Here is a 25,268-nt window from a genome sequence, read left to right as displayed (position 1 = left end):
AAAAACTATCCACCGAAAGCCCGGCGCGCACCCTCTCCCCGGCCCTCTCCCCAGGGAGAGGGAGAAAACACTCAGGAGCATCCCATGAAAACAAAATGGTGGCACAACGCGGTGGTGTACCAAATCTACCCGCGCAGCTTTATGGACAGCAACGGCGATGGCATTGGCGATATTGGGGGGATCATCAGCAAGCTCGATTATCTCCACCAGCTCGGCATTAACCTGATTTGGCTTTCTCCCGTTTACCGCTCGCCGATGGACGACAACGGCTACGACATTTCCGATTACGAAGACATTGCCGCCGAGTTTGGTACCCTGGCGCAAATGGACACTTTGATTGCGCAGGCCAAAGCTCGTGACATCCACATCCTGATGGATTTAGTGGTCAACCACACCTCCGACGAACACCCGTGGTTTCTTGAAGCGCTGAAAGGCAAAGATAACCCGTACCGTGATTTCTACATCTGGCGTAAAGCGGCAGCTGACGGCGGCCCACCCAATGATTTCCACTCTTATTTCGGCGGCAGCGGCTGGGCGCTGGATGAAGCCAGCGGCGACTATTATCTGCACCAGTTTTCTAAGCGCCAGCCGGATCTCAATTGGGATAACCCACGTGTTCATGCGGAAGTCCATGCCATGATGAACCGCTGGCTTGCCAAAGGGATCGGCGGCTTTCGGATGGACGTTATCGACTTGATCGGCAAAGAAGTCGATAGGCAAATCATGGCCAACGGCAAAAACCTGCATGCGTTGATTCGCCAGATGAACCGCGCCACCTTTGGCAAAGGTGATTACGTGACGGTGGGCGAAGCCTGGAGCGCCTCGCCGGAAGACGCCTTGCTCTACAGCGCCGATGACCGCGAAGAGCTGTCGATGGTGTTTCAGTTCGACCACATCAAACAGTTCTGGGATGAGACAGAAGGCAAATGGCGCAGCAAGCCGTTTGATTTAGCGGGATTCAAAACGGTGATCGACAAATGGCAGACCGCGCTGTCGCATCAGGGCTGGAACTCACTGTTCTGGAGCAATCATGACTTGCCTCGCGCGGTGTCGAAATTTGGTGATGAAGGCGAGTTTCGTGAAGCCTCCGCCAAAATGCTCGCCACCGCCCTGCACTGCCTGAAAGGCACGCCTTATATCTATCAGGGCGAAGAGATTGGCATGACCAACGTCCGTTTCGACACGGTCGATGAATATCGCGATATCGAAAGCCTGAATCTTTATCAAGAACGGTTGCAGCAAGGCGTGAGTCATGAAGACATGATGAGCGGGATCTACGCCAACGGGCGCGACAACGCGAGAACACCGATGCAGTGGGATTCAAGCGAAAACGCAGGTTTCACCACCGGCACGCCCTGGATTGGGGTGAACCCAAACTACCGTGATATCAACGTGGCTGCTGCCCTTGCGCAGCCAGACTCCATTTTCTGGCACTACCAAAAACTGGTGGCACTGCGTAAGCAGCATCCCATTCTGGTGTACGGCGATTTTCAGCAGGTCCTGACGGAGCATCCTCAGGTTTTCGCCTGGTTAAGAACGCTGGGCGACGACACGCTGCTGGTGGTGAACAATTTCAGCCGCGAGCCAGTCACACTCCATCTGCCCGAATCATTGCAAAACTGGCACGGCGAATGCCTGATCAGCCACTACACACCACGGCATACGCTGGCTGCCAGCCTTGAACTGCAACCTTATGAATCTTTTGCCTTATTGAAAGGGAGATAACGATGGCAAGCTGGTGGAAAGAGGCCGTGGCCTACCAGATTTACCCGCGAAGCTTTAAAGACAGCAACGGTGACGGCATTGGCGATCTCAACGGCATCACCGAAAAGCTCGACTACCTGAAAGCACTCGGCATCGATCTCATCTGGATCTGCCCGATGTACAAATCCCCGAACGACGATAATGGTTATGACATCAGCGATTATCATCAGATCATGGCTGAGTTCGGCACGATGGAAGATTTTGACCACCTGCTTGCCGAAGTTCACGCCCAAGGCATGCGGCTGATCATTGATTTAGTGGTCAATCATACTTCCGATGAACACCCGTGGTTCCTCGAATCACGCACTTCACGCACTAACCCGAAGCGCGACTGGTATATCTGGCGAGACGGTAAAAACGGCGCGGAGCCGAACAACTGGGAAGGTATTTTTAAAGGATCAGCCTGGGAATACGACCCGCTGACAGAGCAATACTTTTTGCACCTGTTTACCCGCCGTCAGCCAGATTTGAACTGGGAAAATCCTCAAGTCCGTACGGCGGTGTACGACATGATGCACTGGTGGCTGGAGAAAGGCATCGACGGTTTCCGTATCGATGCCATCTGCCATATGAAAAAAGAGCCGCTGTTAGCCGATGTGCCAAACCCGGAAAACCTGCGCTACGTGCCGTCGATGAAGAGCCATTTGAATTACGACGGGCTGCTGGATTACGTCGACGACATGAGCCAAAAGGTGTTCCAGCATTACGATATCGTCACGGTTGGTGAGGTGAATGGGCTGGATTCTGCTCATGCCGAAGAGTGGGTCGGCGAGCACCGAGGACGGCTCAATATGGTTTTCCAGTTCGAGCATGTACGGTTATGGGAACCCGAAGCAGGCTTGCGCCCCGATCCTGCCGTGCTGAAGAAAATCTTCAGCGCCTGGCAGGAAACGCTGGAGGGCAAAGGCTGGAACGCGCTGTATGTCGAGAACCACGATTTAACCCGCATCACTTCACGCTGGGGCGACACGCAGCATTACTGGCGAGAAAGCGCCACCTGCCTGGCGGCCCTCTATTTTCTGATGCAGGGCACGCCGTTTATCTATCAAGGGCAGGAAATTGGCATGACGAATACCCGTTTCCAAAGCCTTGCCGATTTTGATGATGTCTCGGCGAAAAATACGTGGCGTGAAATGGCGGCGGCAGGAAAAAGTGAAGACGAGATTGTCGCGTTCCTGACAAACACTGGGCGCGATAACTCCCGTACACCCATGCAGTGGAGCCATGCACCGAACGCCGGTTTCAGCGAGGCGAAGCCCTGGTTCCAGGTCAATCCTAACTACGAAATCATCAACGTTGCCAGCCAGCAGCAGGACCCAGATTCAGTGTTCAATTTCTACCGCGCGTTGATCGCCCTGCGTAAAAAAGAGCGCACGCTGATCTACGGTCGCTACCAACTGGCGCTGGCGGATCATCCGCAGATCTACGCTTACTCTCGTGAACTGGCGGGAGAGAAATTTTTAGTGCTGTGCAACATGTCATCCAAAGCCGCCGAGTGGGCGGAAAGCGAGCTTAAGCTTGAGGGGGCTGAGTGCGTGCTGGGGAATTATGCGCAGGTGGAGGAGCCTTATCGTCTGCATCGGTGGGAGACTCGGGTTTATAAGATGTGAGTAATGAGGTTCCCCCTCTCCCTAACCCTCTCCCCCAGGAGAGGGGACTACGGATGTCTCCCTCTCCTGGGGGAGAGGGGAATGTTCACGATCCCCGATAAGTCGACCAGCCCCAGGGCGCAATCAAAAAAGGCAGATGGTAATGGTCACCGCTGCGCGGCAACACCACGTCGAGTTGCGCTAGCGGATACAGCGTTTCCCGTTCTGTGTGCGCAAACCACTGCCCAATGGCAGCGGTAAGACGGTAGCGTCCCGGCGGCAGTTCATCTTTCGCCATGGATGCCACGCGACCATCCGCATTGGTTACCTCTTCCTGCACCAGCGCCCATCCATTCTCCGTTTGGCGTTCCAGACGAATGGCGACTCCGGCGGCCGGTTTGCCCAGTGACGTGTCCAGAATATGGGTAGAAATATGGCTCATCGGGCGAACACTCCTTCCAGTCGCAATAACGTGATTTGGCGTAGCTGATTCAGTGCCTCGCCCGTTTCTTCTGCTTCGCTGAGATTCAGTCTTTGACGCAACAGTGTCAGGATCTCTTCGCCGCTGCGGCCTTTAGCGCGGATGAGGAAGACTCTGCCGAATTTGGCTTCATAGTCCGCATTCCCCAGCGCCAGCGCTTGTGCCAGTGCAGTGTCATGACTGTTGACGGCGGCCTGCTCCTGGCGTGATAGCGCTGATTCAGACGATGCGTCTTTGGGTTTATCGCCAATCCTTGGATGTGCTTGCAAGGCCGCATCCAGATCGGTCGGTTTCCAGTGCTCACTGATGGCTGCGGCTTTTGACAGCAACGTTTCCACGCTGGCGTAAGGCCGCCCCGAAACGAGTTCAGTTTGCCAGTCAGGTAAAGCTACGCAGGCGGCGATCATCGCGATGGCTTGTTCTCTGTTGGCTGTGTTGAATTGCTGTAACGCTGAAGGTTCGAGCAGTTCGCGGACCGCCGCGCTCCAGGCTTCCAGCGCTGTTGCCACATCCTCCACCAGCACAGATTCCGCAGGATGGTGGCTGACTCCGCCTTTGCAGCGCACAAACAACATCCCGACCGGCCAGCGTTCCGCTAACGCCATCGAATCGTGCCCTGCGCCACTTGGCAGCGCCAGCGCCCTTCCCTGAACGGCTTCGCAGGCTCGCATCAACGTCGCCTGCAATTGCGGATCGCACGGTGTGGCTGGCGTGGTGTAGAAAATATCATGGGAGAACGTCAGCCCGCGCTGGCTGGCAATGGCCTGCGCCTTTGTCAAAAGGGTAGCCAGCAGGGCTTCACGGGTCTCATCAGAAGGACTGCGGATATCCAGCGACAGCGTGACGCTGCCGGGGATCACGTTAACAGCGCCCGGCACACAGTGAAGTGTACCGACTGTTGCGACCAGAGTGGGATCGCTCGCTTTGGTCAGCGTTTCAATCGCGCTTATCCATTCTGCGGCACCTGCCAGAGCATCACGCCGATGCGCCATCGGCACTGTTCCGGCGTGACCCGCCTCTCCGTCAAACCGGCAATGCAAACGTCGTGCGCCATTGATAGCCGTCACCACACCAAGTGCCAAATCAGCCTCTTCCAGCACCGGGCCCTGTTCGATATGCAGTTCAAGACAGGCGCTGAAATCATCGGCAGATCGGGATGCACTGGCGATACGTGAGGGATCGAACCCCGCATTCACTAACGCCTGTTCCACGCGAATGCCCTGCGCATCCTCACAGGCCAGCCATTCCGGCGGCCAGGTTCCTGTTAGCCCCCGGCTTCCCAGCAACGTGATACCAAAGCGCGTGCCTTCTTCATCGGCAAAACCGACAATTTCGATGGCTTGTTCAGCCCGGATTTGCTGGCGGTTCAGCCAGTCGACAATCTCTATCGCGGTGAGCACACCCAGCATGCCGTCATAGCGCCCAGCATTGCGGACGGTGTCCAGATGTGAACTCAGCAACAGCGCGGGAGCCCCTTCCTCCGCTGCTTCATAACGGCCACAAATATTGCCCACCGCATCCTGCCAGGTGGTCATGCCCGCAGCTTCCATCCATTGCACCACCTGCACATTCGCCCGCAAATGCTCTGGCGAGAGATAAACCCGGGTCAGTTCGCCAGGCGTTTCACTGATTTCCGCTAAGCTGTCACTTCGCACCATCACGCGTTCAGCGGCAAGACGGGCCTCTTCGGATGTCATCTGCATGAGCTTACCCCTCGTAGGTGTCCCAGGCGGCCTGCATCGCAGCGCCCTGCGTGGTCTTGTAGCCAAGACGGTTAAGCACGGCTTCCAGCGCGGTTAAGGTTTGCAGCACGCAGTCTTTACGAGCGTTATACCCCATCGTGCCGATACGCCAGATTTTGCCAGCCAGCGGCCCAAACGAGGTGCCAATTTCGATATGGAAATCGTCGAGCAGACGCTTACGCACTTCTTCGCCGTGTACGCCAGCCGGGATCACCACGCCGAGGACGTTATTCATTTTGTTGGCGATGTCGCCGAACACCTCCAGCCCCATTCCCTGAATGCCGTTTAGCATTGCGCGACCATGCAGTTCGTGGCGGGCGATCAGCAGATCCATGCCCTCTTCCAGCATGATCCGCGCACATTCGCGGGCGGCGAACAACATGCTGGTGGCTTCGGTGTGGTGGTTTAGACGTTCTGGCCCCCAGTAGTCCATCACCATGCCAAGGTCGAAATAGTTCGACCAGATCATCTCATCTTCGCCATTCTCATGCGCCTCGGTACGAATGCCTTGTTCCACGCATTTACGCGCGCGGATAACGGCTTCCATTTCAGCGCTGATCGTGACCGGAGAACTACCTGAAGGACCGCCGAGGCATTTTTGCAATCCAGCTGACACCGCATCCAGGCCCCAGGCATCAGTCTCAAGCACATTCCCGCCCAGAGAAGCCGTGGCATCGGTGTAGAACAGCACGCCATGGCGACGGCAAATCTCGCCCAAATCCTGCAACGGCTGCAGCATGGTGGTCGACGTGTCGCCCTGAACGGTCAGCAGCAAACGCGGCTTCACGCGCTTGATGGCATCTTCAATCTGATCGGCGGTGAAAACTTCCCCCCACGGGACTTCGAGGGTATGAACTTCGGCGCGACAGCGGCGAGCGATTTCGCACAGCAGGTGGCCGAAGCGGCCAAAGACCGGCACCAGCACTTTGTCACCGGGGCGAATAGCGGACAGCAGAATGGCTTCAATCCCCGCGCGCGAGGTGCCATCGATAAGCATCGTCCAGCGGTTTTCTGTGCGGAACACGCCGCGATAAAGCGCCATCACTTCGTTCATGTAGCCCGTCATCACCGGATCGTATTGCCCGACAAGCTGGCTGGCCATCGCCCGAAGCACGCGCGGATCGGCGTTGATCGGCCCTGGCCCCATCAGTAAACGGTGCGGCGGATTGATCTGAGAAAACGACTGAACATCGAGCATAGACACATCCTTTGAGCAGGAAATTGAGATGGTGAAACGAATGATTCCTTAATAGCGTTTTTGCAACGAATGTGCCAGCGCATTTTTTTCCCGGCCCCTGCGGTTTACCGCGAAAGACCGAGGTTATCTCAGCATCGTTGTATCAAAACGGCACACTGCGGGAGTGCAGTTGCACCATGATGGGTCATTAACGCTGCTCCAGCTCATCCAAAGACTGATAAAGATCGGCAATGCGATGGATGCGCTGGCGGCCTTCGCTCAGGGTGTTATGCAGCAAGGCGTTAGCCAGTAAGTTCACCAGACTCATGGCGCTGCTGTAGCTGTCGAACGCAGAGACGCTGTCCAGCGGGGCGGCAATGTGCCAGCGACAGCGCGTTTTCAGGCCTGTGGCCTGCGGCTCGCTTAGCACCACAACCGGCACCTGTTGGTTTTGCAGGGCTTCCAGCAGCGGGCGAATCACCCGAGGACGACGCCGGAAAGCCACGACAATCACCAGATCCTGCTCGCCGAGATCAACCAACTCTTCCGCCAGCGTCTGCCCTGGCTGCGGCATCAGCGATACATTACCCCGGCTTTGCAGCAGTTGCTGACGCAGATGAAGCGCGACCGGCGCACTGTTGCGCAGGCCCACAATAACGATGCGTTTCGCCGTCTGCATCGCGGTAATGACTTCAGCAAACTGGTCTGCATTCAACGCGTTGACCCATTGCGTGAGGTTCGCCATCTCTTGCTTATAATGCCGCGCCAGCAGCGTGTTGCCCTGCACCGCATCACGGTCGCCGGTCAGTGGCATTCCGCTTTGGCGCAGGGTTCGCAGCTCATCGCGCATATCTTTGAAACGTTCATAACCAAGGTGACGAAACAAACGGCTAACCGTGGCCTTCGAAACCCCGCTAAGCCGCGCCAGCTCGGCACTGTTGTAACTCACCAAATCATCGAAGTGATCCATGATAAAGGAGGCAACTCGTTGTTCCTGTGGTGATAATTCGGTGTAACACGCCCTCAGGCGCTCATCCAGCTGCTGCATACCCTCTCCTGCAACTTTTGTTTCATCTCAGGCTGACACAGCCCGACGCGACTCGTCAATCTGGAACAGTTTTTGCCTGACTCCTTGCACGACGGAAGGAAGGAGCAAAAATCATGCAAAGTAATATGGCCCCGGGCGCGATGGCGGTGACCCCTCATCATCTTGCCAGTGAATCGGCGTTATCCGTGCTGCGCCATGGGGGTGATGCCATTGAAGCGATGGTCGCTGCTGCGGCTACCATCGCGGTGGTTTACCCGCATATGAATGGGATCGGCGGGGACGGTTTCTGGCTGATTGTTCCGCCACAAGGTGAGCCCATCGCCATTGATGCCAGCGGTGCGGCAGGGGCTCTGGCGACGCTTGAGTATTACTCGGGTTACTCTGCCATTCCGCATCGTGGGGCCAAAGCCGCGTTAACGGTGCCCGGCACGCTGAGCGGCTGGGATGAAGCACTGAAAATCTCAGCCAGTTTGGGCGGAGGGCAACTCCCACTTTCTCGTCTGCTGGCCGATGCGATTCGCTACGCGGCGAACGGCATTCCCGTGACGCATTCACAGGCCACTGCGACCCAGAGCAAATACCATGAACTCTCTGGGGTGCCTGGGTTTGCCGGAACGTTTCTACAGCGTGGCGAAGTGCCTGGCGCAGGCAGTCGTTTTTGTCAGCCACGGTTAGCAAGAACCCTGACGCGCTTAGCGACTGAAGGACTGGACAGCTTTTATCGCGGCCCGCTGGCGCAACTTATTGCCGAAGAGTTTCAGGCCACAGGTTGCCCGTTAACCGCTCAGGATCTTGCCAGCCATCACGCTCGCCGTCGGGTGCCGCTGAAACTCAGCCACCAGCAGGGCGAGATTTTCAATATGACGCCGCCGACGCAAGGACTGGTGTCCCTTGCCATTCTCGGCATTACTGACCACCTCGATATGGCGAATGCCGACGAGGTGCAAACCATCCATCGCATTGTTGAAGCGACGAAACAGGCCTTTCGTCTGCGCGATCGGTACATCACCGATCCGCGTCATGTCACGCTTCCCGTCCAGACGTTACTGGAACGCGCACCGCTCCAGGCGCTGGCAGAAAGCATCGACGACCATCGCGCCGCGCCCTGGGGAAACGGCAAAGGCCCCGGCGATACCGTCTGGCTCGGCGTGATCGACGGCAATGGGCTGGCGGTGTCGTTTATTCAGAGCATTTATCACGAGTTTGGCAGCGGCGTGGTGTTACCGGAAAGCGGCATCCTGCTGCAAAACCGTGGGGCAGCATTCAGCCTGAAGCCCGATCACCTGCTGGCGCTTGCGCCCGGCAAACAGCCTTTCCATACCTTAAATCCGGCAGCGGCTCGTCTGAAAGATGGCCGCACCATGGTGTACGGCACGATGGGTGGCGATGGACAGCCACAAACGCAGGCCGCCATTTTTACTCGTCATGTCATTCAGGGCATGCCGCTACAGGACGCTGTCTGTGCGCCGCGCTGGCTGCTCGGGCGCACCTGGGGGCAATCGACAGATTCATTGAAGCTGGAAGGGCGTTTCAGCGAAGCCACCTATACGGCGCTGCGAGAGAAAGGACACGACGTTGAGTGGCTGCCTGGCATGAGTGAAGCGATGGGGCATGCGGGGGCGATTGTGCGTCACCCGAACGGCATGCTTGAAGGCGCGTTTGATCCGCGCAGCAACGGTAGCGCAGCTGGATATTAAGGAGCGACGATGAACACAGACGATTTTAACTGGCCGGAATACATCCACCTGATGGAACAGCTGCTCGACGTGCCGCTCGACGATCAACGCCGTGAAGAGCTGGCATTACAGCTGAGTCGCATCGCCACCATAGCCGCACCATTAATGGCTTTTCCGCTGCCGCACCGCCAGGAAGGTGCAGGAGTGTATTCACTATGACATTGAGTATTCGGGATATTCAGCAAGGATTGCGCTACAAACAATTCAGCGCCGTTGAACTGGCGCAGCAAACGCTGGCGCGCATCGAGCGGGATAACCCGCAGGTCAATGCCTTCACGGAAGTGACCACGACACGGATGCTTGCCGAAGCCGCAGAAGTCGACGCAAAGATTGCCAGCGGTGAAGCTCTGCCGCCGCTGGCTGGCGTGCCTTACGCGGTCAAAAACCTCTTTGATATCGAAGGAATAACCACGCTGGCTGGAGCGAAATTATTCAGCGACGCGCCGCCAGCTTTGGGGGATGCGTTTGCAATACGACAACTTCAGCAAGCCGGGGCTACGCTGGCGGGTGCGCTGAATATGGACGCTTATGCTTACGGTTTTACGACTGAGAACAGCCACTACGGCGCGACACGCAATCCGCGCGATCTAAAACGTATTGCCGGAGGGTCATCCGGTGGCTCCGCCGCAGCGGTCGCAGCAAAGCTGGTCAACTTCACACTGGGCACGGATACCAACGGATCGATTCGCGTTCCGGCATCGCTTTGCGGCGTGTTGGGTTTGAAACCTACGTTTGGTCGCCTTTCCCGTTCCGGCAGCCATCCGTTCGTCGCAAGCCTCGATCATATCGGCCCGCTGGCGCGATTTGTGGACGACCTGGCGCATGTCTATGACATTTTACAGGGACGCGATAGTAGCGATAAGTGGCAATCTGAGAGACCTGCCTCCCTGACAGTCGACACGCTTTCTTCCTCGAAAACGCTTCGCTGCGCGGTACTGGGCGGTTGGTTTGAGCAATGGAGCGATGGCGATGCGCATAACGCAGTGGCTCGCGTCGCACGTGCGTTGCAGGCCAGCGAAAGTCTGGATCTTCCCGAAGTCGCGCTGGCCCGCTCTGCGGCTTTCCTGCTTTCTGCCGCCGAAGGGGGAAATCACTATTTGCCTGCCCTGCGTAGCGATGCCGATCGTTTTGAACCGAATTCACGGGAAAGACTGCTAGCCGGAGCGATGACCCCTTCAGCCTGGTACACGCAAGCCCAGCGTTTCCGCGCCTGGTTTCGTGACCGGACGTTGCCCTTATTCAACGATGTCGACCTGCTGATTGCTCCCGCCACGCCCTGTTGCGCCACGCTGATTGGTGAACCGACGATAAAGATTAACGGCGTTGAACTCCCGACCAAAGCCAGCATGGGAATGCTGACTCAGCCCCTTTCTTTTCTCGGATTCCCGGTTGTGACCGTGCCATTAAAAGCGCAAAGTGGCTTGCCGATTGGCGTACAACTTATCGCGGCACCGTGGCAAGAAGCACGCTGTCTGCAAGCCGCCTGGCAACTGGAGCAGGCGGGAGTCCTTTATCAACAGGAAGACGTATGAACCGGGAAAATATTGACCGTCCGGCGGTGCTGAATGACGTGACCGCCGCGTTTTATCGTTATGAAGAGGCCTTGATCAGCAATGATGTCGTGGTACTGGATGAACTGTTCTGGGACGATGCCAGAACCGTTCGCTATGGCGCGACGGAGAATTTATACGGGATAGCGGAGATCCGGGACTTTCGCAATGCGCGCCCTTCGCAAGGCCTGGATCGCCTGCTACGGCATACCGTCATCACCAGTTTTGGCGATGATATGGCGGTGGCGAGCACGGAATTTACGCGTGAAAATAGCGAACGTGTGGGCAGGCAAATGCAGACATGGGTGAAGTTTCCCTGTGGCTGGCGGATTGTGGCAGCGCATGTGAGTTTGATGGGGTGAGGGTAGTGCGGCCTGATCCCCTCTCCCCTGCCCTCTCCCAAAGGGAGAGGGAGAAAGCCAGTACATTACTCGCCAGGCTTATACGGATGATGTTCAACCCAGTGGCGGGCTATATCTTCCCGGCGGCAAACCCACACCGCATCATGGCTTTGCACGTAATCGAGAAAACGTTGCAGCGCCCTGAAACGCCCCGGACGGCCTAACAGACGGCAGTGCATGCCGATGGACATCATCTTCGGCGACGTTTCCCCTTCTTCATACAGCACGTCAAAACTGTCTTTCAGATAGGTATAGAACTGTTCTGCGGTGTTAAAGCCCTGCGCGGTGGCGAAGCGCATGTCATTGGCGTCGAGTGTGTACGGCACTATCAGATGCGGCTTGCCCTCAACGGTTGACCAGAACGGCAGGTCATCACCGTAATAGTCGCTGTCATACAGGAAATCGCCCTGCTCGACCACCAGCTGACGGGTGTTTGGGCTGTCGCGCCCTGTGTACCAGCCAAGCGGTTTCTCGCCAAACAGCCTTTGCAGGATTTCAACCGCCTGCTGCATGTGCTGACGTTCGGTTTGACTATCTAAGTTCTGATAGTGGATCCAGCGCCAGCCGTGGCTGACCACGTCGTAATTCGCGGCTTTTATTGCCTCGACAATCGCTGGGTTACGCGCCAGCGCCATCGCGACGCCAAACACCGTCAGCGGCAGGCCGCGCTTTTGAAATTCCTGATGAATACGCCAGAAGCCTGCGCGAGAACCGTATTCATACAGCGAGTCCATCGACATATGCCGGTCCGGGAAACTCGCTGCGCCGATGATGTCGGAAAGAAACTGCTCGGAGCCGCTGTCACCATGGAGGACATGATTTTCGCCGCCCTCTTCGAAATTAAGCACAAACTGGACGGCGATACGCGCTCCGCCCGGCCATTTCGCATGTGGCGGTTGGCCGGCATAACCCGCCATATCGCGAGGGTAGTTTTCGGTAAAGGGCCAAACGGGCTTGTCCGTTGCTGATTGCATGTGATCCCACCTCTTTATCAGATGGCCGCTGGCCTCAGCTCAGAGACCCGAAGCTTCCACTCAGCGGCTTTTTATTAGGGTACGCAAGGTCGCCGTATTTGCTGGTGCCAAAGCCCAGCGCCAGCAGCGATTCCACCATTTTCACCGCAGCGGTGACGCCATCGATCACCGGGATCTCCAGTTCCTGAGTTAATTCCCGGGCCAGGTTCGCCATCCCACCGCAGCCCAGCACAATCGCGCCGCTGCCGTCTTCGAGTTTGGCCTGAATACAACGCTCACGTACTTTTTCCTGAGCAAGACCCGTGCCATCTTCTAACGCGAGGACCGGTAAATCGATGGCGTGCAGCGCGGCGCAGTGATGTTCGAAGCCATACTGACGCAGCAAATGGCGAGCAATAATCACCGTTCGAGGCAGCGTGGTGACGATAGAAAAACGCGTCGCCACAAGCGTGGCCATATGCATTGCCGCTTCTGCAATTCCCACCACCGGCCCGCTTGCCAGTTCGCGTGCCGCCAGCAATCCCGGATCGCCAAAACAGGCAATCACATGGCCCTGAGCGCCCTGCGCCTGCCCTTGCTTGATTTGTTCCAGCACGCCAATGGCAGCAATGGCTTCATCGAAATGCCCTTCAATAGACTCCACACCCTGTGTCGGACAAGTCGCGAGGATAGTCGTGCCGGGTGCAACGACACTGCGCGCTGCTTCAGCAATAGTGTGCGTCATGGCAACGCTGGTATTCGGGTTGATCACTTGTATACAGAGTGCTGACATCAGTTCTCTCCCATCCCGCCAAACAGCCGGGCAAAATCAGGTAATGTCTCTCCGCCGCGTTCAAAACGCAGGCTTGAGACGATATCGTCAAAGTGGTGTTCCATTGCGTGGGTCATGGCTGCAAGATCTTTCCTGCGTAAAAGATCGACAAGCGTTGCGTGATCGTGGCAACGACAACCGCGCTGCCACGGCGCGCCCCACGTGGCTATCACTAACGAAGAACGTTGCGTCAGCCGGGTGAGCATCTCAGTCAGCACCGCGTTGCCGGAAATCGCCTGAAGCTGAATATGAAAGGCGGCGGAACAGCGTAACGCCGATGCCCCATCGTGTGTGCTGTGCGCTTCATCTTCTTCATTGATGATGTTTTCAAGCCCTGCAAGATGTGGCGGCTGCAAGTGCTCCAGCACAAACGGCAGGTTGGCGCATTCGATAATCTTCCGTGTGGCAAAGATAGCTTTGGATTCTTCCACATCCGGCGTGGCGACAAATGCACCGCGTCTGGGCGTCATGGTGATCATTTGCACTGTTGCGAGGCGAGTCAGCACTTTGCGGATCCCGGTTCGGCTGACGCCAAAGACCTCCGCCAGGGCTTCTTCCGGTAATTTACTGCCCGGTGGCAACTGATGTTCCACTATCGCCGTCATCAACGATTGCCAGATAAAGTGCTCTTTGTCTTCCGCCTCCGGCGAGGCGTGCAGCCCCGTTTCACGTTTCATTTCGCGCTCCCGATATCGCATCCAAAAATCAGTCTTGTATACAGTACAAGAAGTCTTCGTATACAAGAAAGTAAAAACTGGCCTGGTTCCTGCAACACCTGTCACAGAGACAACACATCTGTTTTCAGAGGAGCAGATCCCATGCCAAACCAGGAACCAAACTACAAAGCGGGCTACAGCCCAAGACTGACCAATAACGATTTGGCCCCGACCCGCAAACAAAGCTGGTCGTGGTACAACATCTTTTCGTTCTGGATGTCCGATGTGCACAGTATGGGTGGCTATGTGGTGGCCGCCAGCTTCTTTACGCTTGGGCTCGCCAGCTGGCAGGTGCTGCTTTGCCTGTTAGTCGGGATCTGTATTGTGCAGCTTTGCGCCAATCTGGTGGCAAAACCCAGCCAGATGGCTGGCGTGCCCTATGCCGTCATTAGCCGCCAGGCTTTTGGCGTGTTTGGCGCGAATATTCCCGCCGTCATTCGTGGGCTTATCGCCTTCGCCTGGTACGGCATCCAGACCTATCTGGCCGCCAATGCGCTGATGCTGGTTGGCCTCAAGTTTTGGCCTTCGCTCTCTTCACTCACCGTCGGCCATTTTTTAGGGCTGTCGCATTTAGGCTGGATTTGCTTCGGCATTATGTGGGTGTTGCAGGCACTGGTGTTCTGGCATGGCATGGGCGCAATCAAACGCTTTATCGACATCGCCGGGCCTGCCGTTTACGTGGTGATGATGGCGCTGGCTGGTTGGATCCTTTGGCAAACCGGGCTGGATGGCATCTCCTTCACGCTCGCCAGCAAAGAGCTCACCGCCGGACAGCAAACCTGGCAGATGATCACCGCGACAGCCCTTGTGGTGTCTTACTTCTCCGGCCCGTTGCTGAACTTCGGCGATTTCTCTCGCTATGGGAAAAATATGCAGGAAATCCGTCGCGGCAACCGCTGGGGGCTGCCGTTTAACTTCCTGCTGTTCTCTGTGGTGACCGTGATTATTGTCTCAGGTTCGCAGTCGCTGTTTGGCCGCATGATAACCGACCCTATCGAGACCGTGAGCCATGTCGGCAACAGCGTGGCGATGGCTATCGGCCTGCTGACGATGATCACCGCCACTATCGGGATCAACATTGTGGCAAACTTTGTTTCCCCGGCATTCGACTTCTCAAACTGCTCACCGCAAAAGATTAGTTTCCGCACCGGTGGGATGATTGCGGCAGTAGGTTCTGTACTGCTCACACCGTGGAATCTGTTCCAGTCACCTGAGCTGATTCACTATACGCTCGATGTACTGGGCTCATTCATCGGGCCGTTGTTCGGTATTTTACTGGCAGATTTTTACCTGATTAAGCGAGGCAAAGTGGTGGTCGACGACCTGTTTACGGTCTCAGAACAAGGACGCTATTGGTACAAAAAAGGGTTTAACCCAAAAGCCATCGCCGCGCTGCTGCCGTCGGTCGGCGTTTGCCTGATTCTCAGCTTTATTCCTGCGCTGCATGAAGTCGCGAACTTTAGCTGGTTTATTGGGGCGTTTCTCGGTGCAGGCAGTTATCGCTGGCTGGCTCGCCATGAGCGCGAAGGTGTGAGTGAAGGATTTGGTGATGTGGATGTGGTGAAAGACTAAAACGACGAAGGCCTGAATCATTGCTGATTCAGGCCTTCTGAATAGTGGCGGAACGGACGGGACTCGAACCCGCGACCCCCTGCGTGACAGGCAGGTATTCTAACCGACTGAACTACCGCTCCACTGTTCCCTTGGGAACGCAGCGAATATTACGGATTCCCTTCAGAGGCGTCAACGCTTTTTCTCTGCTTTTGAATCGTTTGCTGCAAAATTATCCGTTCGATTCGTTAAAACACAGAGAACCCATTATCAGGCACGCCACAGGCAGCTTCCGCCTTTCTTCTGCACCAGATCGAGACGGGATTCGTGGGCTGCCAGCTCTTCATCCGTCGCTGAAATCACCCGCAACTGACTGGCTGCACGCACAACACGCTGAATGCCCATGTCTTGCTGCTGTTGGCTCTCGCCTTCCATCGAAAATTTCATCGACGTCTGGCCGCCGGTCATCAGCAAATAGACGTCCGCCAGAATCTGGCTATCGAGCAATGCGCCGTGGAGCGTACGTTTGCTGTTGTCTATTTCGTAGCGAGAGCAGAGCGCATCAAGGCTGTTACGCTTGCCGGGGAACATTTTACGCGCCAGCGCCAGGCTATCGGTCACCTTACAGAAGGTGTTGGTTTTGGCGATGCCGCGATTGAGTTTGGCAAACTCGTAGTCCATAAAGCCGATATCGAACGAGGCGTTATGGATGACGAGCTCTGCGCCCTGAATGTAATCGATGAACTCATCGGCGATATCCGCAAACGTCGGCTTGTCGAGCAGGAACTCGTCGGCAATACCGTGAACGGTAAAAGCCTCTGGGTCCACCAGCCGGTCTGGTTTCAGATAGACATGGAAGTTGTTACCCGTCAGACGGCGGTTGATCACTTCGACCGCACCGATCTCGATGATCTTGTGCCCTTCGTAGTGCGCGCCAATCTGGTTCATCCCCGTGGTTTCGGTATCGAGGACGATCTGTCGGGTAATTGCAGTGCTCATATCGCTCATTTATGTCAGACTTACCGTTTACGTCGATTTCAATTACAGGAAGTCTACCAGAGATGCTTAAACAGGTAGAAATTTTCACCGATGGTTCTTGCCTCGGTAATCCAGGGCCGGGTGGCTATGGCGCGATTTTACGCTACGGCAAGCATGAAAAAACCTTTAACGAAGGCTACCACCTGACCACCAATAACCGAATGGAGCTGATGGCCGCCATCGTGGCGCTTGAAGCGCTGAAAGAACATTGCGAAGTGGTGCTGAGTACCGACAGCCAGTACGTTCGTCAGGGAATTACCCAGTGGATCCACAACTGGAAGAAGCGTGGCTGGAAAACGGCTGACAAAAAACCGGTGAAGAATGTCGACCTGTGGCAGCGTCTGGATGCCGCGCTGAGCGAGCACAAAATTCGTTGGGAGTGGGTAAAAGGACACGCCGGTCATCCTGAGAACGAACGCTGCGATGAACTTGCTCGCGCAGCGGCGATGAATCCCACTCAGGACGACACAGGCTATAAGCCAGAAAGTTAATCCTGCGGCTTGCGATACTGACGGGTGGCACCCACAGCCGGGCGCAGTTGAGTTCTTGATTTACTCTGCCGCATCGGATTGAGCGTTAATGGAACAGTCCGTTTACGAGCCACGATTATCTGCAAACACCCCAGCGCGGGTAAATGCGCACTCAGTATGCGCCCGCCCTGCCGGGTCCACGGAAGGACCTGGAAACGACTTTGGTGCAAGACTTCAAAATTGAGCAGCCCAAGCCAATCGAGCTGTCTCATCAGGGTGAACATTCGGCTGTTGTACGGCATGCGGTTACGCAGCACTGGCACCATTTTGCGTAACCCCATCAGGCTGACCGGGTTGAATGCGGTCAGAATTAACCAGCCGTCATCAATCAGCACACGATCCGCTTCGCGCAATAAAAGGTGTGGATCCTGGCACCAGGGCAAAGTATGCGCCAGCAGGCAAGCATCAACAGACTTTTCGGCAAACGGCAGATGCAGCGGATCGGCTTTGACCTGCATCGGCTCGCCACCGAGTGAAACATTCACCTGGTGGGAGATAGCGCACGCCTCGGTATTGATTTCCGCGCTTAAATTGCCAATCTTAAGCAGATGAAAGCCATAGAGTTTCGCCATCCAGGGTTTGAGTTGCAGCTCTAACGCTTCGCGATAATATTCGCCCCAGGGCATTTCAGCCCAGTGGCCAGGTGCCGTCACTGCCAGAGGTATCCTTGCCGGTTTCATCACAACACCCGCTACGTTTAAGAGGTAATCCATGAATCTTAACAGTATTCCCGCCTTTCAGGACAACTACATCTGGGTATTGAGCGAGGACGACGGGCGTTGCCTGATAGTTGACCCAGGCGAAGCTGCGCCAATACTTGCTGCTCTGACAGAAAACAAGTGGCATCCAGAAGCGATTTTACTGACACACCATCACAATGATCACGTTGGTGGCGTGAAAGAACTGACGCAGAAATACCCGGGACTAGTGGTGTATGGCCCTGAAGAGACACAAGATAAAGGGGCAACGCAGATAGTCAAAGAAGGGGATGTGGTCGATGTTTTGGGGTGCGAATTTTCTGTAATTTTTACCCCTGGCCATACGGCAGGTCACATCTGTTACTTTAGCGATCCTTATCTTTTCTCGGGCGATACGCTCTTTTCTGGCGGGTGTGGACGTTTGTTTGAAGGCACAGCTTCGCATATGTATCAATCACTTAAAAAACTTAGCGCATTACCCGATCACACCCTGGTGTGTTGCGCACACGAGTACACTTTAGCCAATATGAAGTTTTCCGTCAGCATCCTCCCAGACGATTCTGACCTAAATGATTACTTCATGGAAGTTAAGGAGTTACGCGCTAAAAATCAAAAAACACTCCCCGCAATTCTGAAAAATGAGCGCAAAATAAATTTATTTCTTCGCACAGATGACGCTGATTTTATTGATAAATTATCCAAAGAAACAAATTTGCAACAACCTGAGCAGCGATTTGCATGGTTACGGTCAAAGAAAGATAACTTCTAGCACGCTAGGGTTGCCTTTTAAAATTATCGCCGTTATGATTGCTCGTCTTTTAAGCAACTATTGACCACACACATGAAGGCACGAGCGATATTACTCGCCTCTGTCTTGCTCGTAGGTTGCCAGGCCAATCGTGATGGTAACGTTCAGCAGCATGCACAGAGCCTTTCTGCGGCTAGTCAAGGGGAAGCAGGAAAGTTTGCAAGTCAAGCGCGATGGATGGACGATGGGACGTTTTACGCGCAGGATCAGGACTTGTGGGCTTTCATCGGCGACGAGCTAAAGATGGGAATTCCGGAAAATGGCCGGATTCGCGAACAAAAGCAGAAATATTTACGTAATAAGAGCTATCTCCACGATGTAACTTTACGGGCAGAGCCGTATATGTACTGGATAGCCGGGCAAGTTAAGAAACGTAACATGCCTATGGAACTGGTACTACTACCCATAGTGGAGAGCGCTTTTGACCCCCATGCAACGTCTGGCGCCAATGCCGCAGGCATTTGGCAGATCATTCCGAGCACAGGGCGCAATTATGGTTTGAAACAGACCCGAGCTTACGACGCACGTCGTGACGTAGTGGCTTCTACGACAGCAGCCCTCGACATGATGCAACGTCTGAACAAGATGTTTGACGGCGACTGGTTACTCACTGTCGCGGCATACAACAGTGGTGAAGGTCGTGTGATGAAGGCAGTGAAAGCGAACAAATCGCGCGGGAAACCGACCGATTTCTGGTCACTTTCGTTGCCGCAGGAAACAAAGATCTACGTACCTAAGATGCTGGCTTTGAGTGATATTCTCAAAAACAGCAAGCGTTACGGTGTGAAACTGCCAACAGCAGATGAAAGCCGAGCGCTGGCGCGTGTCCGTCTGGATAATCCAGTCGACATGAAGCAGGTTGCGGATATGGCAGGAATTTCTGTCACCAAGCTGAAGGCATTCAATGCCGGCGTAAAAGGGTCTACCCTTGGCGCCAGCGGGCCGAAGTATGTGATGGTGCCGCAGAAGCATGCCGATCAGCTGCGTGAGTCTCTGGCGTCTGGCGATATCGCCGCCGTTCAGCCGACTTTGGTAGCGGATAACACGCCGATGACCAGCCGTAGCTATAAGGTGCGTTCAGGTGACACCCTTTCAGGCATCGCCGCACGTTTAGGCGTGACGTCGAAAGACCTACAGCAGTGGAATTCACTGCGTGGTTCGCATCTGAAAGTCGGGCAAAACCTGACGGTCGGCGCAGGTAGCAGTGCGAGTCGTCTTGCGAACAATAGCGATAGCATTACCTATCGCGTGCGCAAAGGGGATTCGTTGTCGAGCATCGCTAAGCGTCACGGCGTGAACATCAAAGATGTGATGCGCTGGAACAGCGATACAGACAATCTGAAACCGGGCGACCAGCTGACGCTGTACGTAAAAAACAGCGACAGACCCGATTCCTGATCACTTTGTTTGACCAGTCTGTTTAACGAAAAAGGCACCGACTCCGGTGCCTTTTTTATTGGCTTTCTTACGATGCCTTAAAGGCTTCCGCCATGATAGTATCGCTGGTAAAGGACCCCTCTTCCTGCAGTTCGAAGTAATTCTTCACTTCCTGAGAAGCACTGTCCTGATAGAGACGTATGGCTTCACACAAAGCCGCAGGCGTGCGCATGCGCGCAACCCATGAGCTAAACTCCAGCGGTAAACGGTCGGTAATCAGATTACGGGTAATTAATCCGGCTTCGTTAATCAACGACAACCACTCGCCACTTGAATAATTACGGACATGCGAGGTATCACGCAGCGCTTCAACGGTCTGCAACCAGATATCCCGTAAAGGATGCCCCGGGGACATGACATCCATCATAATGAACACCCCACCCGGCTTCAGCACACGCTTTACTTCCCGCAACGCCTGACCGACATCATGCCAGTGATGGGCTGAATAACGACTGATCACCACGTCATAACTGGCATCTTCAAAGGGTAAGATTTCAGCATAGCCCTGACAGGTGGAAATATTCGTCAGGCCCTTATCGGCAGCGGCCTGATTTACCACGTCCAGCATTTGCGCAGACAGATCATAAGCTGTCACTTTCGCCACTTTTCCGGCAGCAATGAAACTGGCGTGACCGGCACCACATCCCATATCCAGAACATGCGCCTGAGGAAAGGCACTCAGCCTTTCTGACAGCCGTTGCAAATCACGCCCTGAGGCATGAACGGCACTGGTTAAGTACGCGCTGGCCTGAGAACCGAACTGTTTATCTACGTTATTGTGGTGCGTGTTGGTTGTCATTGTGTTGTCCTTCGGTTGGTTGAATGAATAAAGGGCAGCACCTTATGTGCACAGGCCTGCCCCACGGCAGACCTGACTTACCTTTATCGCTCAGGTTTGCCGGGACTGAATTCCACTAGTAGCGGGTTGTGATCGGATGCACGAGTCACCAGAACGGAGGCCTCATGGACATTCAAACCACGGTAGAACACGAAATCCAGGGGGCGACCAAACGCGCGTCGGCGCTGATCGTCGGTAAAGCGGACTTCACGCAGCGACATTTCGCGCGCAAAGCGGTAAAGCGCATTCATGCGCGGACGGCTCCATGCGTTGAAGTCTCCCGCCATGATGATTGGGCCATTGTGATGGGCAATCTGATCGCCAATCGGCAGCAACTGTTTGCTGTAGACATCGACGCCAAGACTGAAGTTGACGGCGTGGATATTCACCACCATCAACAAACGCGAATCCGGTAATGGGTAAACCGTGACCAGGGCTGATTTGGCTAAACGCAGGATTGGTTCGCGTTCACGCAAAGGGCAGCAATAGACGGGATGCGCGGATGATAACGTCATCACCCCTGATGGATTCTGTGGTAAGACGAAAGCAGGCACCTGATCGGCCGCCAGATAGTTACTGGTGGCAAACCTGACCAGTTCTGGCGTCGTTTGCGCTTCTTGTAACAACACCAGATGAGCATCTTTGCCAAAGTTTGTCAGCACCGATAACCACTCTTCCCGTTTCTGCTTGAAAATGTTCCAGACCAGAATACGGATTTTTTCATCGCTGCTCAGAGGCGCGCCAGCGGGTAACGCTTTGCCAATAGCCGCAAACGAACCGGGAGGTAAGATCCTCTCGGCCGGTTGTCCGGCAACATAACGCATGGCATAGGTATTTTTTCGCACGCTGGGTTTCTGACCTCAATAACAGAAAAACCACGCCGCCATCACGGTGTGGTTCTTCTGTTATAGGGACTTTAGCTCACACTTTCAACGCTATTTTCCAGAAAGTTGCCTGCCGGTGTGTAAGCAAATACGCAGGCTACACCTCAACTCAGCGCCACTTTCGTCGTTTTATCCAGACGGCCACTCACACCAATCAACAGGAAGGCCAACATCACAATGACGGCGCCAATCCACGGAGTCTGGGCCAGGCCATAGTGTTCCACCGTCTGCCCACCGATGATGGAACCCAAAGCGATACCGACGTTAAATGCAGCAATGTTTAACCCTGAAGCCACATCCACTGCTGAAGGGGTATACAGCTCAGCTTTCTGCACCACATACACCTGAAGCCCTGGAACGTTGCCAAAGGCAAAGATACCCATGACCAATACCGTGCCCAGTGCGGCATATTGCAGCGATGCGGTGAACTGGAAGACCAGCAGCAAAACAACCAGGGCTGCGAAGATAATCTTCAACGCAGGTACCGCACCGTGTTTGTCGGCAAGTTTACCGCCCCAGATATTACCAATCGCCACTGAAACACCGTAACCAAGCAGGATCCAGCTCACGGCACTCGGCGTAAAACCAGCCAGATTTTGCATCATTGGCGCCAGGAACGTAAAAGCCGTGAATACGCCGCCGTAACCTAAGGCTGTAATCGCATAGATCATCAGTAAGCGCGGATGAGTCAGCACCTGTAATTGTTCGCGAAGGGTCGCGGTCGCACGCTGTGGGATGTTGTTCGGCACGAGTATCCAGCTGCTAATCAGCGCTATCACGCCAAGCAAAGAAACAGCGAGGAAAGTTTCACGCCAGCCAAAATGCTGGCCAATGAACGTGCCCAAAGGTACGCCAGTGACCAGAGCCACCGTCAGGCCACCAAACATAATGGCAATGGCAGAGGCCGCTTTTTCTTTTGGCACCAGACTTGTCGCGATGGTTGAACCAATGGAGAAGAACACCCCATGGGCCAGCCCAGTCAGCAAGCGCGCTAACACCAGAGTGCCATAACCCGGTGCCTGCCAGGCAAGCAGATTCCCTGCGGTAAAGAGTACCATTAGCCCCAATAGCAACTGTTTACGCGGCATACGGCCTGTTAAGGCGGTCAATACAGGCGCGCCAATAGCGACGCCCAGCGCGTAAATGGAAACCAGCAGTCCGGCGGACGGCAAAGAAACAGAAAGTTGATCGGCAATCGTCGGTACGAGGACAACAATCACAAACTCGGTCGTGCCAATTGCAAAGGCACTGATCGTCAGGGCAAGAAGCGCCAGTGGCATAATTTACTCCGTATCATCAGGATTAAGATGACACGCAGTATGCGCGGATGCTTAAATAACAAAAACCGTCAAAATCTCAATAAAATTTTGCTTCAGGAGCAATAATGCGAGCAACCTCCGAAGAGATCGCCATCTTTGTCGCCGTGGTGGAAAGCGGCAGCTTCAGCCGTGCGGCAGAGCAGCTGAATCAGGCGAATTCAGCCGTCAGCCGTGCCGTCAAAAAGCTGGAATCAAAGTTAGGTGTAAGCCTGCTTAATCGGACGACTCGCCAGCTCAGCCTGACGGAAGAAGGAGAGCGCTACTTCCGCCGCATGCAGGGTGTTTTGCAGGAAATGGCAGCGGCGGAAAATGAGCTTATGGAGGCCCGTCACACCCCACGAGGCTTACTGCGAATTGACGCTGCAACGCCAGTCGTTCTGCATTACCTGATGCCTTTGATTAAGCCCTTTCGCGAGCGCTACCCTGAAATTACCCTCTCACTGGTCTCATCTGAAACCTTCATTAATCTTATCGAGCGTAAGGTCGATGTGGCGATCCGCGCCGGAACATTGACAGACTCAAGCCTGCGCGCGCGCCCATTATTCAGCAGCTACCGGAAGATAATCGCATCCCCGGATTACATTGCCCGTTACGGTAAGCCTGAAACAGTTGAAGAGCTTAAACAGCATCTGTGCCTGGGCTTTACGGAGCCCACGTCACTCAATATGTGGCCAATTTCCTGCTGTGATGGGCAGCTGCATGAGATTGTCAGCGGCATTTCATCCAACAGTGGAGAAACCCTAAAACAACTCTGCCTGAGCGGGAACGGGATCGCCTGTCTGTCGGACTATATGGTCGATAACGAGATTGCCAGAGGGGAATTTGTTGAACTGTTGGCAGACAAAAGATTGCCGGTGGAGATGCCGTTCAGCGCCGTGTATTACAGCGATCGGGCAGTGAGTACACGCATTCGGGCATTTATAGATTTTTTGAGTGAGCATGAAGCTCAGCGTAAAAAATAAAGGGGCAATATGCCCCTGTATTCAATAAGTTAATCCCACTCAGGTGCCAGACCTTCCGGGCTAACCAGACGATCATTACACTCCAGAGCGGCAATTGCTGCCTTGTCCGCCTCATCCAGTTTCAGCTGCTGAGCCAGCAGGTTGCTCGCCAGATTCTCGCGCTTCGTTGAAGAAGGAATAACCGCATAACCTTCTGCCATTGCCCAGGCCAGGATCACCTGCGCCGGAGTCGCCTGATGCTTATCGGCAATCTTCTGGATAGTGGCATCTTTCAGCGCTTTGCCATAAGCCAGCGTCATGTAAGAAGTGATATGGATGCCGTGCTGCTGGGCCCAGTCCACCACTTTGCGGTTTTGCAGATACGGTGAAAGCTCAATCTGATTGGTGGCAATATTTTCAGCGCCGACCGCGGCAATCGCTTTCTCCATAAGCGGAATAGTGAAGTTGGAAATACCAATCTTACGGGTCAGTCCGCTTTCTTTCGCTTCCAGCAGCGCCTGCATAAACTCCTCCACCGACACAGCATCATTCGGTGACGGCCAATGGATCAGGGTCAGATCCACATAATCGGTACGCAGCTTCTTCAGGCTCTCTTTCAGGCTTGGGATCAGCGCTTCTTTGCTGAGGTTTTCTGTCCAGATTTTGGTGGTGATAAACAGTTCGCTGCGCGGTATTCCGCTCTCAGCTAGAGCCTGCCCGACAGCCGCTTCGTTATCATAAATCTGTGCAGTATCAATCGCACGGTACCCCAGTTCAAGGGCAGTTTTTACGGAAGCAATAACTACGTCGTCTTTAAGACGGAATGTGCCTAAACCAAATGCAGGGATTGTCATGTATTCCTCTTTAATCACTTTGTGTGTGTTATCAGAGGATTATCGGTCGAGCAGGCAGGGAGAAAAAGAGTTAAAAATGCAGAGGATTTTTGCGATTCTGGCAATAATCCCTAAATTCTGGACAAAAGAAAAAGCCCTGAGCAAATGCTCAGGGCTCTTAATAAGTGGCGGAACGGACGGGACTCGAACCCGCGACCCCCTGCGTGACAGGCAGGTATTCTAACCGACTGAACTACCGCTCCACCGAATTTCTTTACCACAACCGGTTTATACCCCGGTTTACTGCTAATTTGATGCCTGGCAGTTCCCTACTCTCACATGGGGAGACCCCACACTACCATCGGCGCTACGGCGTTTCACTTCTGAGTTCGGCATGGGGTC

24 protein-coding genes, 2 tRNA genes, 1 rRNA gene and 1 pseudogene are annotated in these 25,268 nt (G+C 54.8%); 11 read left to right on the top strand and 17 right to left on the bottom strand.

The window, feature by feature from the left end; all coding sequences use genetic code 11:
- Positions 1–84: 84 nt before the first annotated feature.
- A complete protein-coding gene (locus ACI2I2_RS21645) occupies positions 85–1,725 on the top strand; it encodes an alpha,alpha-phosphotrehalase (protein WP_404659843.1) in 1,641 nt (546 codons plus the stop codon).
- Between the two features lie 2 nt (positions 1,726–1,727).
- Positions 1,728–3,374: an alpha-glucosidase gene (locus ACI2I2_RS21640; protein WP_404659842.1), complete on the top strand. Its 1,647-nt coding sequence runs from the start codon at positions 1,728–1,730 to the stop codon at positions 3,372–3,374.
- A gap of 85 nt (positions 3,375–3,459) precedes the next feature.
- On the opposite strand, the gene uraH is transcribed toward ACI2I2_RS21640, so the two are convergent.
- The 5 genes and pseudogenes from uraH to ACI2I2_RS21615 all read right to left on the bottom strand — a co-directional run bounded on the left by uraH (position 3,460) and on the right by ACI2I2_RS21615 (position 7,801).
- Positions 3,460–3,795: a hydroxyisourate hydrolase gene (gene uraH, locus ACI2I2_RS21635; protein ID WP_404659841.1), complete on the bottom strand. Its 336-nt coding sequence runs from the start codon at positions 3,793–3,795 to the stop codon at positions 3,460–3,462.
- Complete coding sequence (gene uraD, locus ACI2I2_RS21630; RefSeq protein WP_404659864.1) at positions 3,792–4,301, bottom strand: 2-oxo-4-hydroxy-4-carboxy-5-ureidoimidazoline decarboxylase; 510 nt, start codon at positions 4,299–4,301, stop codon at positions 3,792–3,794. The genes uraH and uraD overlap by 4 nt, the downstream gene beginning before the upstream one ends.
- Positions 4,299–5,537: pseudogene (hpxK, locus tag ACI2I2_RS21625) on the bottom strand (allantoate amidohydrolase); the annotation flags it as partial. The gene uraD and the pseudogene hpxK, both read right to left, overlap by 3 nt.
- Before the next feature lie 4 nt (positions 5,538–5,541).
- A complete protein-coding gene (locus ACI2I2_RS21620) occupies positions 5,542–6,774 on the bottom strand; it encodes a pyridoxal-phosphate-dependent aminotransferase family protein (RefSeq protein WP_404659840.1) in 1,233 nt (410 codons plus the stop codon).
- Positions 6,775–6,961: 187 nt separating this feature from the next.
- Positions 6,962–7,801: a MurR/RpiR family transcriptional regulator gene (locus ACI2I2_RS21615; protein WP_404659839.1), complete on the bottom strand. Its 840-nt coding sequence runs from the start codon at positions 7,799–7,801 to the stop codon at positions 6,962–6,964.
- Positions 7,802–7,911: 110 nt separating this feature from the next.
- On the opposite strand from ACI2I2_RS21615, the gene ACI2I2_RS21610 reads away from it, so the two are divergent.
- The 4 genes from ACI2I2_RS21610 to hpxZ are packed head-to-tail and all read left to right on the top strand — an operon-like array spanning position 7,912 to position 11,449.
- Entirely contained in the window at positions 7,912–9,498 is a 1,587-nt protein-coding gene (locus ACI2I2_RS21610; protein WP_404659863.1) for a gamma-glutamyltransferase family protein, read from the top strand.
- Between the two features lie 9 nt (positions 9,499–9,507).
- A complete protein-coding gene (gene hpxX / locus ACI2I2_RS21605; RefSeq protein ID WP_404659838.1) occupies positions 9,508–9,696 on the top strand; it encodes an oxalurate catabolism protein HpxX in 189 nt (62 codons plus the stop codon).
- Positions 9,693–11,069 (top strand): AtzE family amidohydrolase, encoded by a 1,377-nt coding sequence (locus tag ACI2I2_RS21600; RefSeq protein ID WP_404659837.1) that lies wholly within the window; start codon positions 9,693–9,695, stop codon positions 11,067–11,069. The genes hpxX and ACI2I2_RS21600 overlap by 4 nt, the downstream gene beginning before the upstream one ends.
- Positions 11,066–11,449 carry an oxalurate catabolism protein HpxZ gene (hpxZ, locus tag ACI2I2_RS21595; protein ID WP_404659836.1) on the top strand — a complete coding sequence of 128 codons (384 nt, stop codon included), beginning with the start codon at positions 11,066–11,068 and terminating at the stop codon, positions 11,447–11,449. Before ACI2I2_RS21600 ends, hpxZ begins: the two co-directional genes overlap by 4 nt.
- 65 nt (positions 11,450–11,514) lie before the next feature.
- Here hpxZ and puuE read toward each other — a convergent pair whose 3' ends face one another.
- Genes puuE through ACI2I2_RS21580 form a run of 3 tightly spaced genes read right to left on the bottom strand, consistent with a single transcriptional unit; the run spans position 11,515 to position 13,950 of the window.
- Complete coding sequence (puuE, locus tag ACI2I2_RS21590; RefSeq protein WP_404659835.1) at positions 11,515–12,462, bottom strand: allantoinase PuuE; 948 nt, start codon at positions 12,460–12,462, stop codon at positions 11,515–11,517.
- A gap of 34 nt (positions 12,463–12,496) precedes the next feature.
- The gene (gene hpxA / locus ACI2I2_RS21585) at positions 12,497–13,234 is read right to left on the bottom strand and encodes an allantoin racemase (protein ID WP_404659834.1); all 738 of its coding nucleotides are present in this window, start codon (positions 13,232–13,234) and stop codon (positions 12,497–12,499) included.
- Positions 13,234–13,950, bottom strand: coding sequence for a GntR family transcriptional regulator (locus ACI2I2_RS21580; RefSeq protein ID WP_404659833.1), 717 nt, complete (start codon positions 13,948–13,950; stop codon positions 13,234–13,236). Before ACI2I2_RS21580 ends, hpxA begins: the two co-directional genes overlap by 1 nt.
- A 141-nt stretch (positions 13,951–14,091) precedes the next feature.
- Between ACI2I2_RS21580 and ACI2I2_RS21575 the strand changes: the two genes are divergently transcribed.
- Entirely contained in the window at positions 14,092–15,561 is a 1,470-nt protein-coding gene (locus ACI2I2_RS21575; RefSeq protein WP_404659832.1) for an NCS1 family nucleobase:cation symporter-1, read from the top strand.
- A gap of 45 nt (positions 15,562–15,606) precedes the next feature.
- On the opposite strand, the gene ACI2I2_RS21570 is transcribed toward ACI2I2_RS21575, so the two are convergent.
- Positions 15,607–15,683: transfer RNA gene (locus tag ACI2I2_RS21570), tRNA-Asp, on the bottom strand.
- A gap of 127 nt (positions 15,684–15,810) precedes the next feature.
- A complete protein-coding gene (gene dnaQ, locus ACI2I2_RS21565; RefSeq protein WP_404659831.1) occupies positions 15,811–16,539 on the bottom strand; it encodes a DNA polymerase III subunit epsilon in 729 nt (242 codons plus the stop codon).
- A 62-nt stretch (positions 16,540–16,601) separates the two neighbouring features.
- Between dnaQ and rnhA the strand changes: the two genes are divergently transcribed.
- Positions 16,602–17,069 carry a ribonuclease HI gene (gene rnhA, locus ACI2I2_RS21560; RefSeq protein ID WP_404659830.1) on the top strand — a complete coding sequence of 156 codons (468 nt, stop codon included), beginning with the start codon at positions 16,602–16,604 and terminating at the stop codon, positions 17,067–17,069.
- Here rnhA and ACI2I2_RS21555 read toward each other — a convergent pair.
- Entirely contained in the window at positions 17,066–17,788 is a 723-nt protein-coding gene (locus tag ACI2I2_RS21555; RefSeq protein WP_330986168.1) for a class I SAM-dependent methyltransferase, read from the bottom strand. The genes rnhA and ACI2I2_RS21555 overlap by 4 nt on opposite strands.
- 31 nt (positions 17,789–17,819) lie before the next feature.
- On the opposite strand from ACI2I2_RS21555, the gene gloB reads away from it, so the two are divergent.
- Both gloB and mltD read left to right on the top strand, forming a co-directional pair.
- The gene (gene gloB, locus ACI2I2_RS21550) at positions 17,820–18,575 is read left to right on the top strand and encodes a hydroxyacylglutathione hydrolase (RefSeq protein WP_404659829.1); all 756 of its coding nucleotides are present in this window, start codon (positions 17,820–17,822) and stop codon (positions 18,573–18,575) included.
- 72 nt (positions 18,576–18,647) lie between these two features.
- Complete coding sequence (gene mltD / locus ACI2I2_RS21545) at positions 18,648–20,012, top strand: murein transglycosylase D (RefSeq protein ID WP_404659828.1); 1,365 nt, start codon at positions 18,648–18,650, stop codon at positions 20,010–20,012.
- A 67-nt stretch (positions 20,013–20,079) separates the two neighbouring features.
- Here the strand turns inward: mltD and ACI2I2_RS21540 are convergent, their stop codons facing one another.
- The 3 genes from ACI2I2_RS21540 to ACI2I2_RS21530 all read right to left on the bottom strand — a co-directional run bounded on the left by ACI2I2_RS21540 (position 20,080) and on the right by ACI2I2_RS21530 (position 23,053).
- On the bottom strand, positions 20,080–20,850 hold the full coding sequence (locus tag ACI2I2_RS21540) for a class I SAM-dependent methyltransferase (RefSeq protein WP_404659827.1): 771 nt from the start codon (positions 20,848–20,850) through the stop codon (positions 20,080–20,082).
- An 83-nt stretch (positions 20,851–20,933) separates the two neighbouring features.
- Positions 20,934–21,734: an endonuclease/exonuclease/phosphatase family protein gene (locus ACI2I2_RS21535; protein WP_404659826.1), complete on the bottom strand. Its 801-nt coding sequence runs from the start codon at positions 21,732–21,734 to the stop codon at positions 20,934–20,936.
- 143 nt (positions 21,735–21,877) lie between these two features.
- Positions 21,878–23,053, bottom strand: a complete 1,176-nt coding sequence (locus tag ACI2I2_RS21530; RefSeq protein ID WP_404659825.1) for an MFS transporter — start codon at positions 23,051–23,053, stop codon at positions 21,878–21,880.
- 104 nt (positions 23,054–23,157) lie between these two features.
- On the opposite strand from ACI2I2_RS21530, the gene yafC reads away from it, so the two are divergent.
- Entirely contained in the window at positions 23,158–24,054 is an 897-nt protein-coding gene (yafC, locus tag ACI2I2_RS21525; RefSeq protein WP_404659824.1) for a DNA-binding transcriptional regulator YafC, read from the top strand.
- 29 nt (positions 24,055–24,083) lie between these two features.
- Here yafC and dkgB read toward each other — a convergent pair whose 3' ends face one another.
- From dkgB to rrf, 3 genes are all read right to left on the bottom strand, one after another.
- Entirely contained in the window at positions 24,084–24,887 is an 804-nt protein-coding gene (gene dkgB, locus ACI2I2_RS21520; protein WP_404659823.1) for a 2,5-didehydrogluconate reductase DkgB, read from the bottom strand.
- A gap of 165 nt (positions 24,888–25,052) precedes the next feature.
- A tRNA-Asp gene (locus tag ACI2I2_RS21515) sits at positions 25,053–25,129 on the bottom strand.
- 53 nt (positions 25,130–25,182) lie between these two features.
- Positions 25,183–25,268 (bottom strand): 5S ribosomal RNA (gene rrf / locus ACI2I2_RS21510); the annotation flags it as partial.

This window comes from Scandinavium sp. NPDC088450 (assembly GCF_044900545.1).
In the GTDB taxonomy this organism is placed as follows: domain Bacteria; phylum Pseudomonadota; class Gammaproteobacteria; order Enterobacterales; family Enterobacteriaceae; genus Scandinavium.
This window is presented reverse-complemented; position numbering and strand designations above follow the sequence as displayed.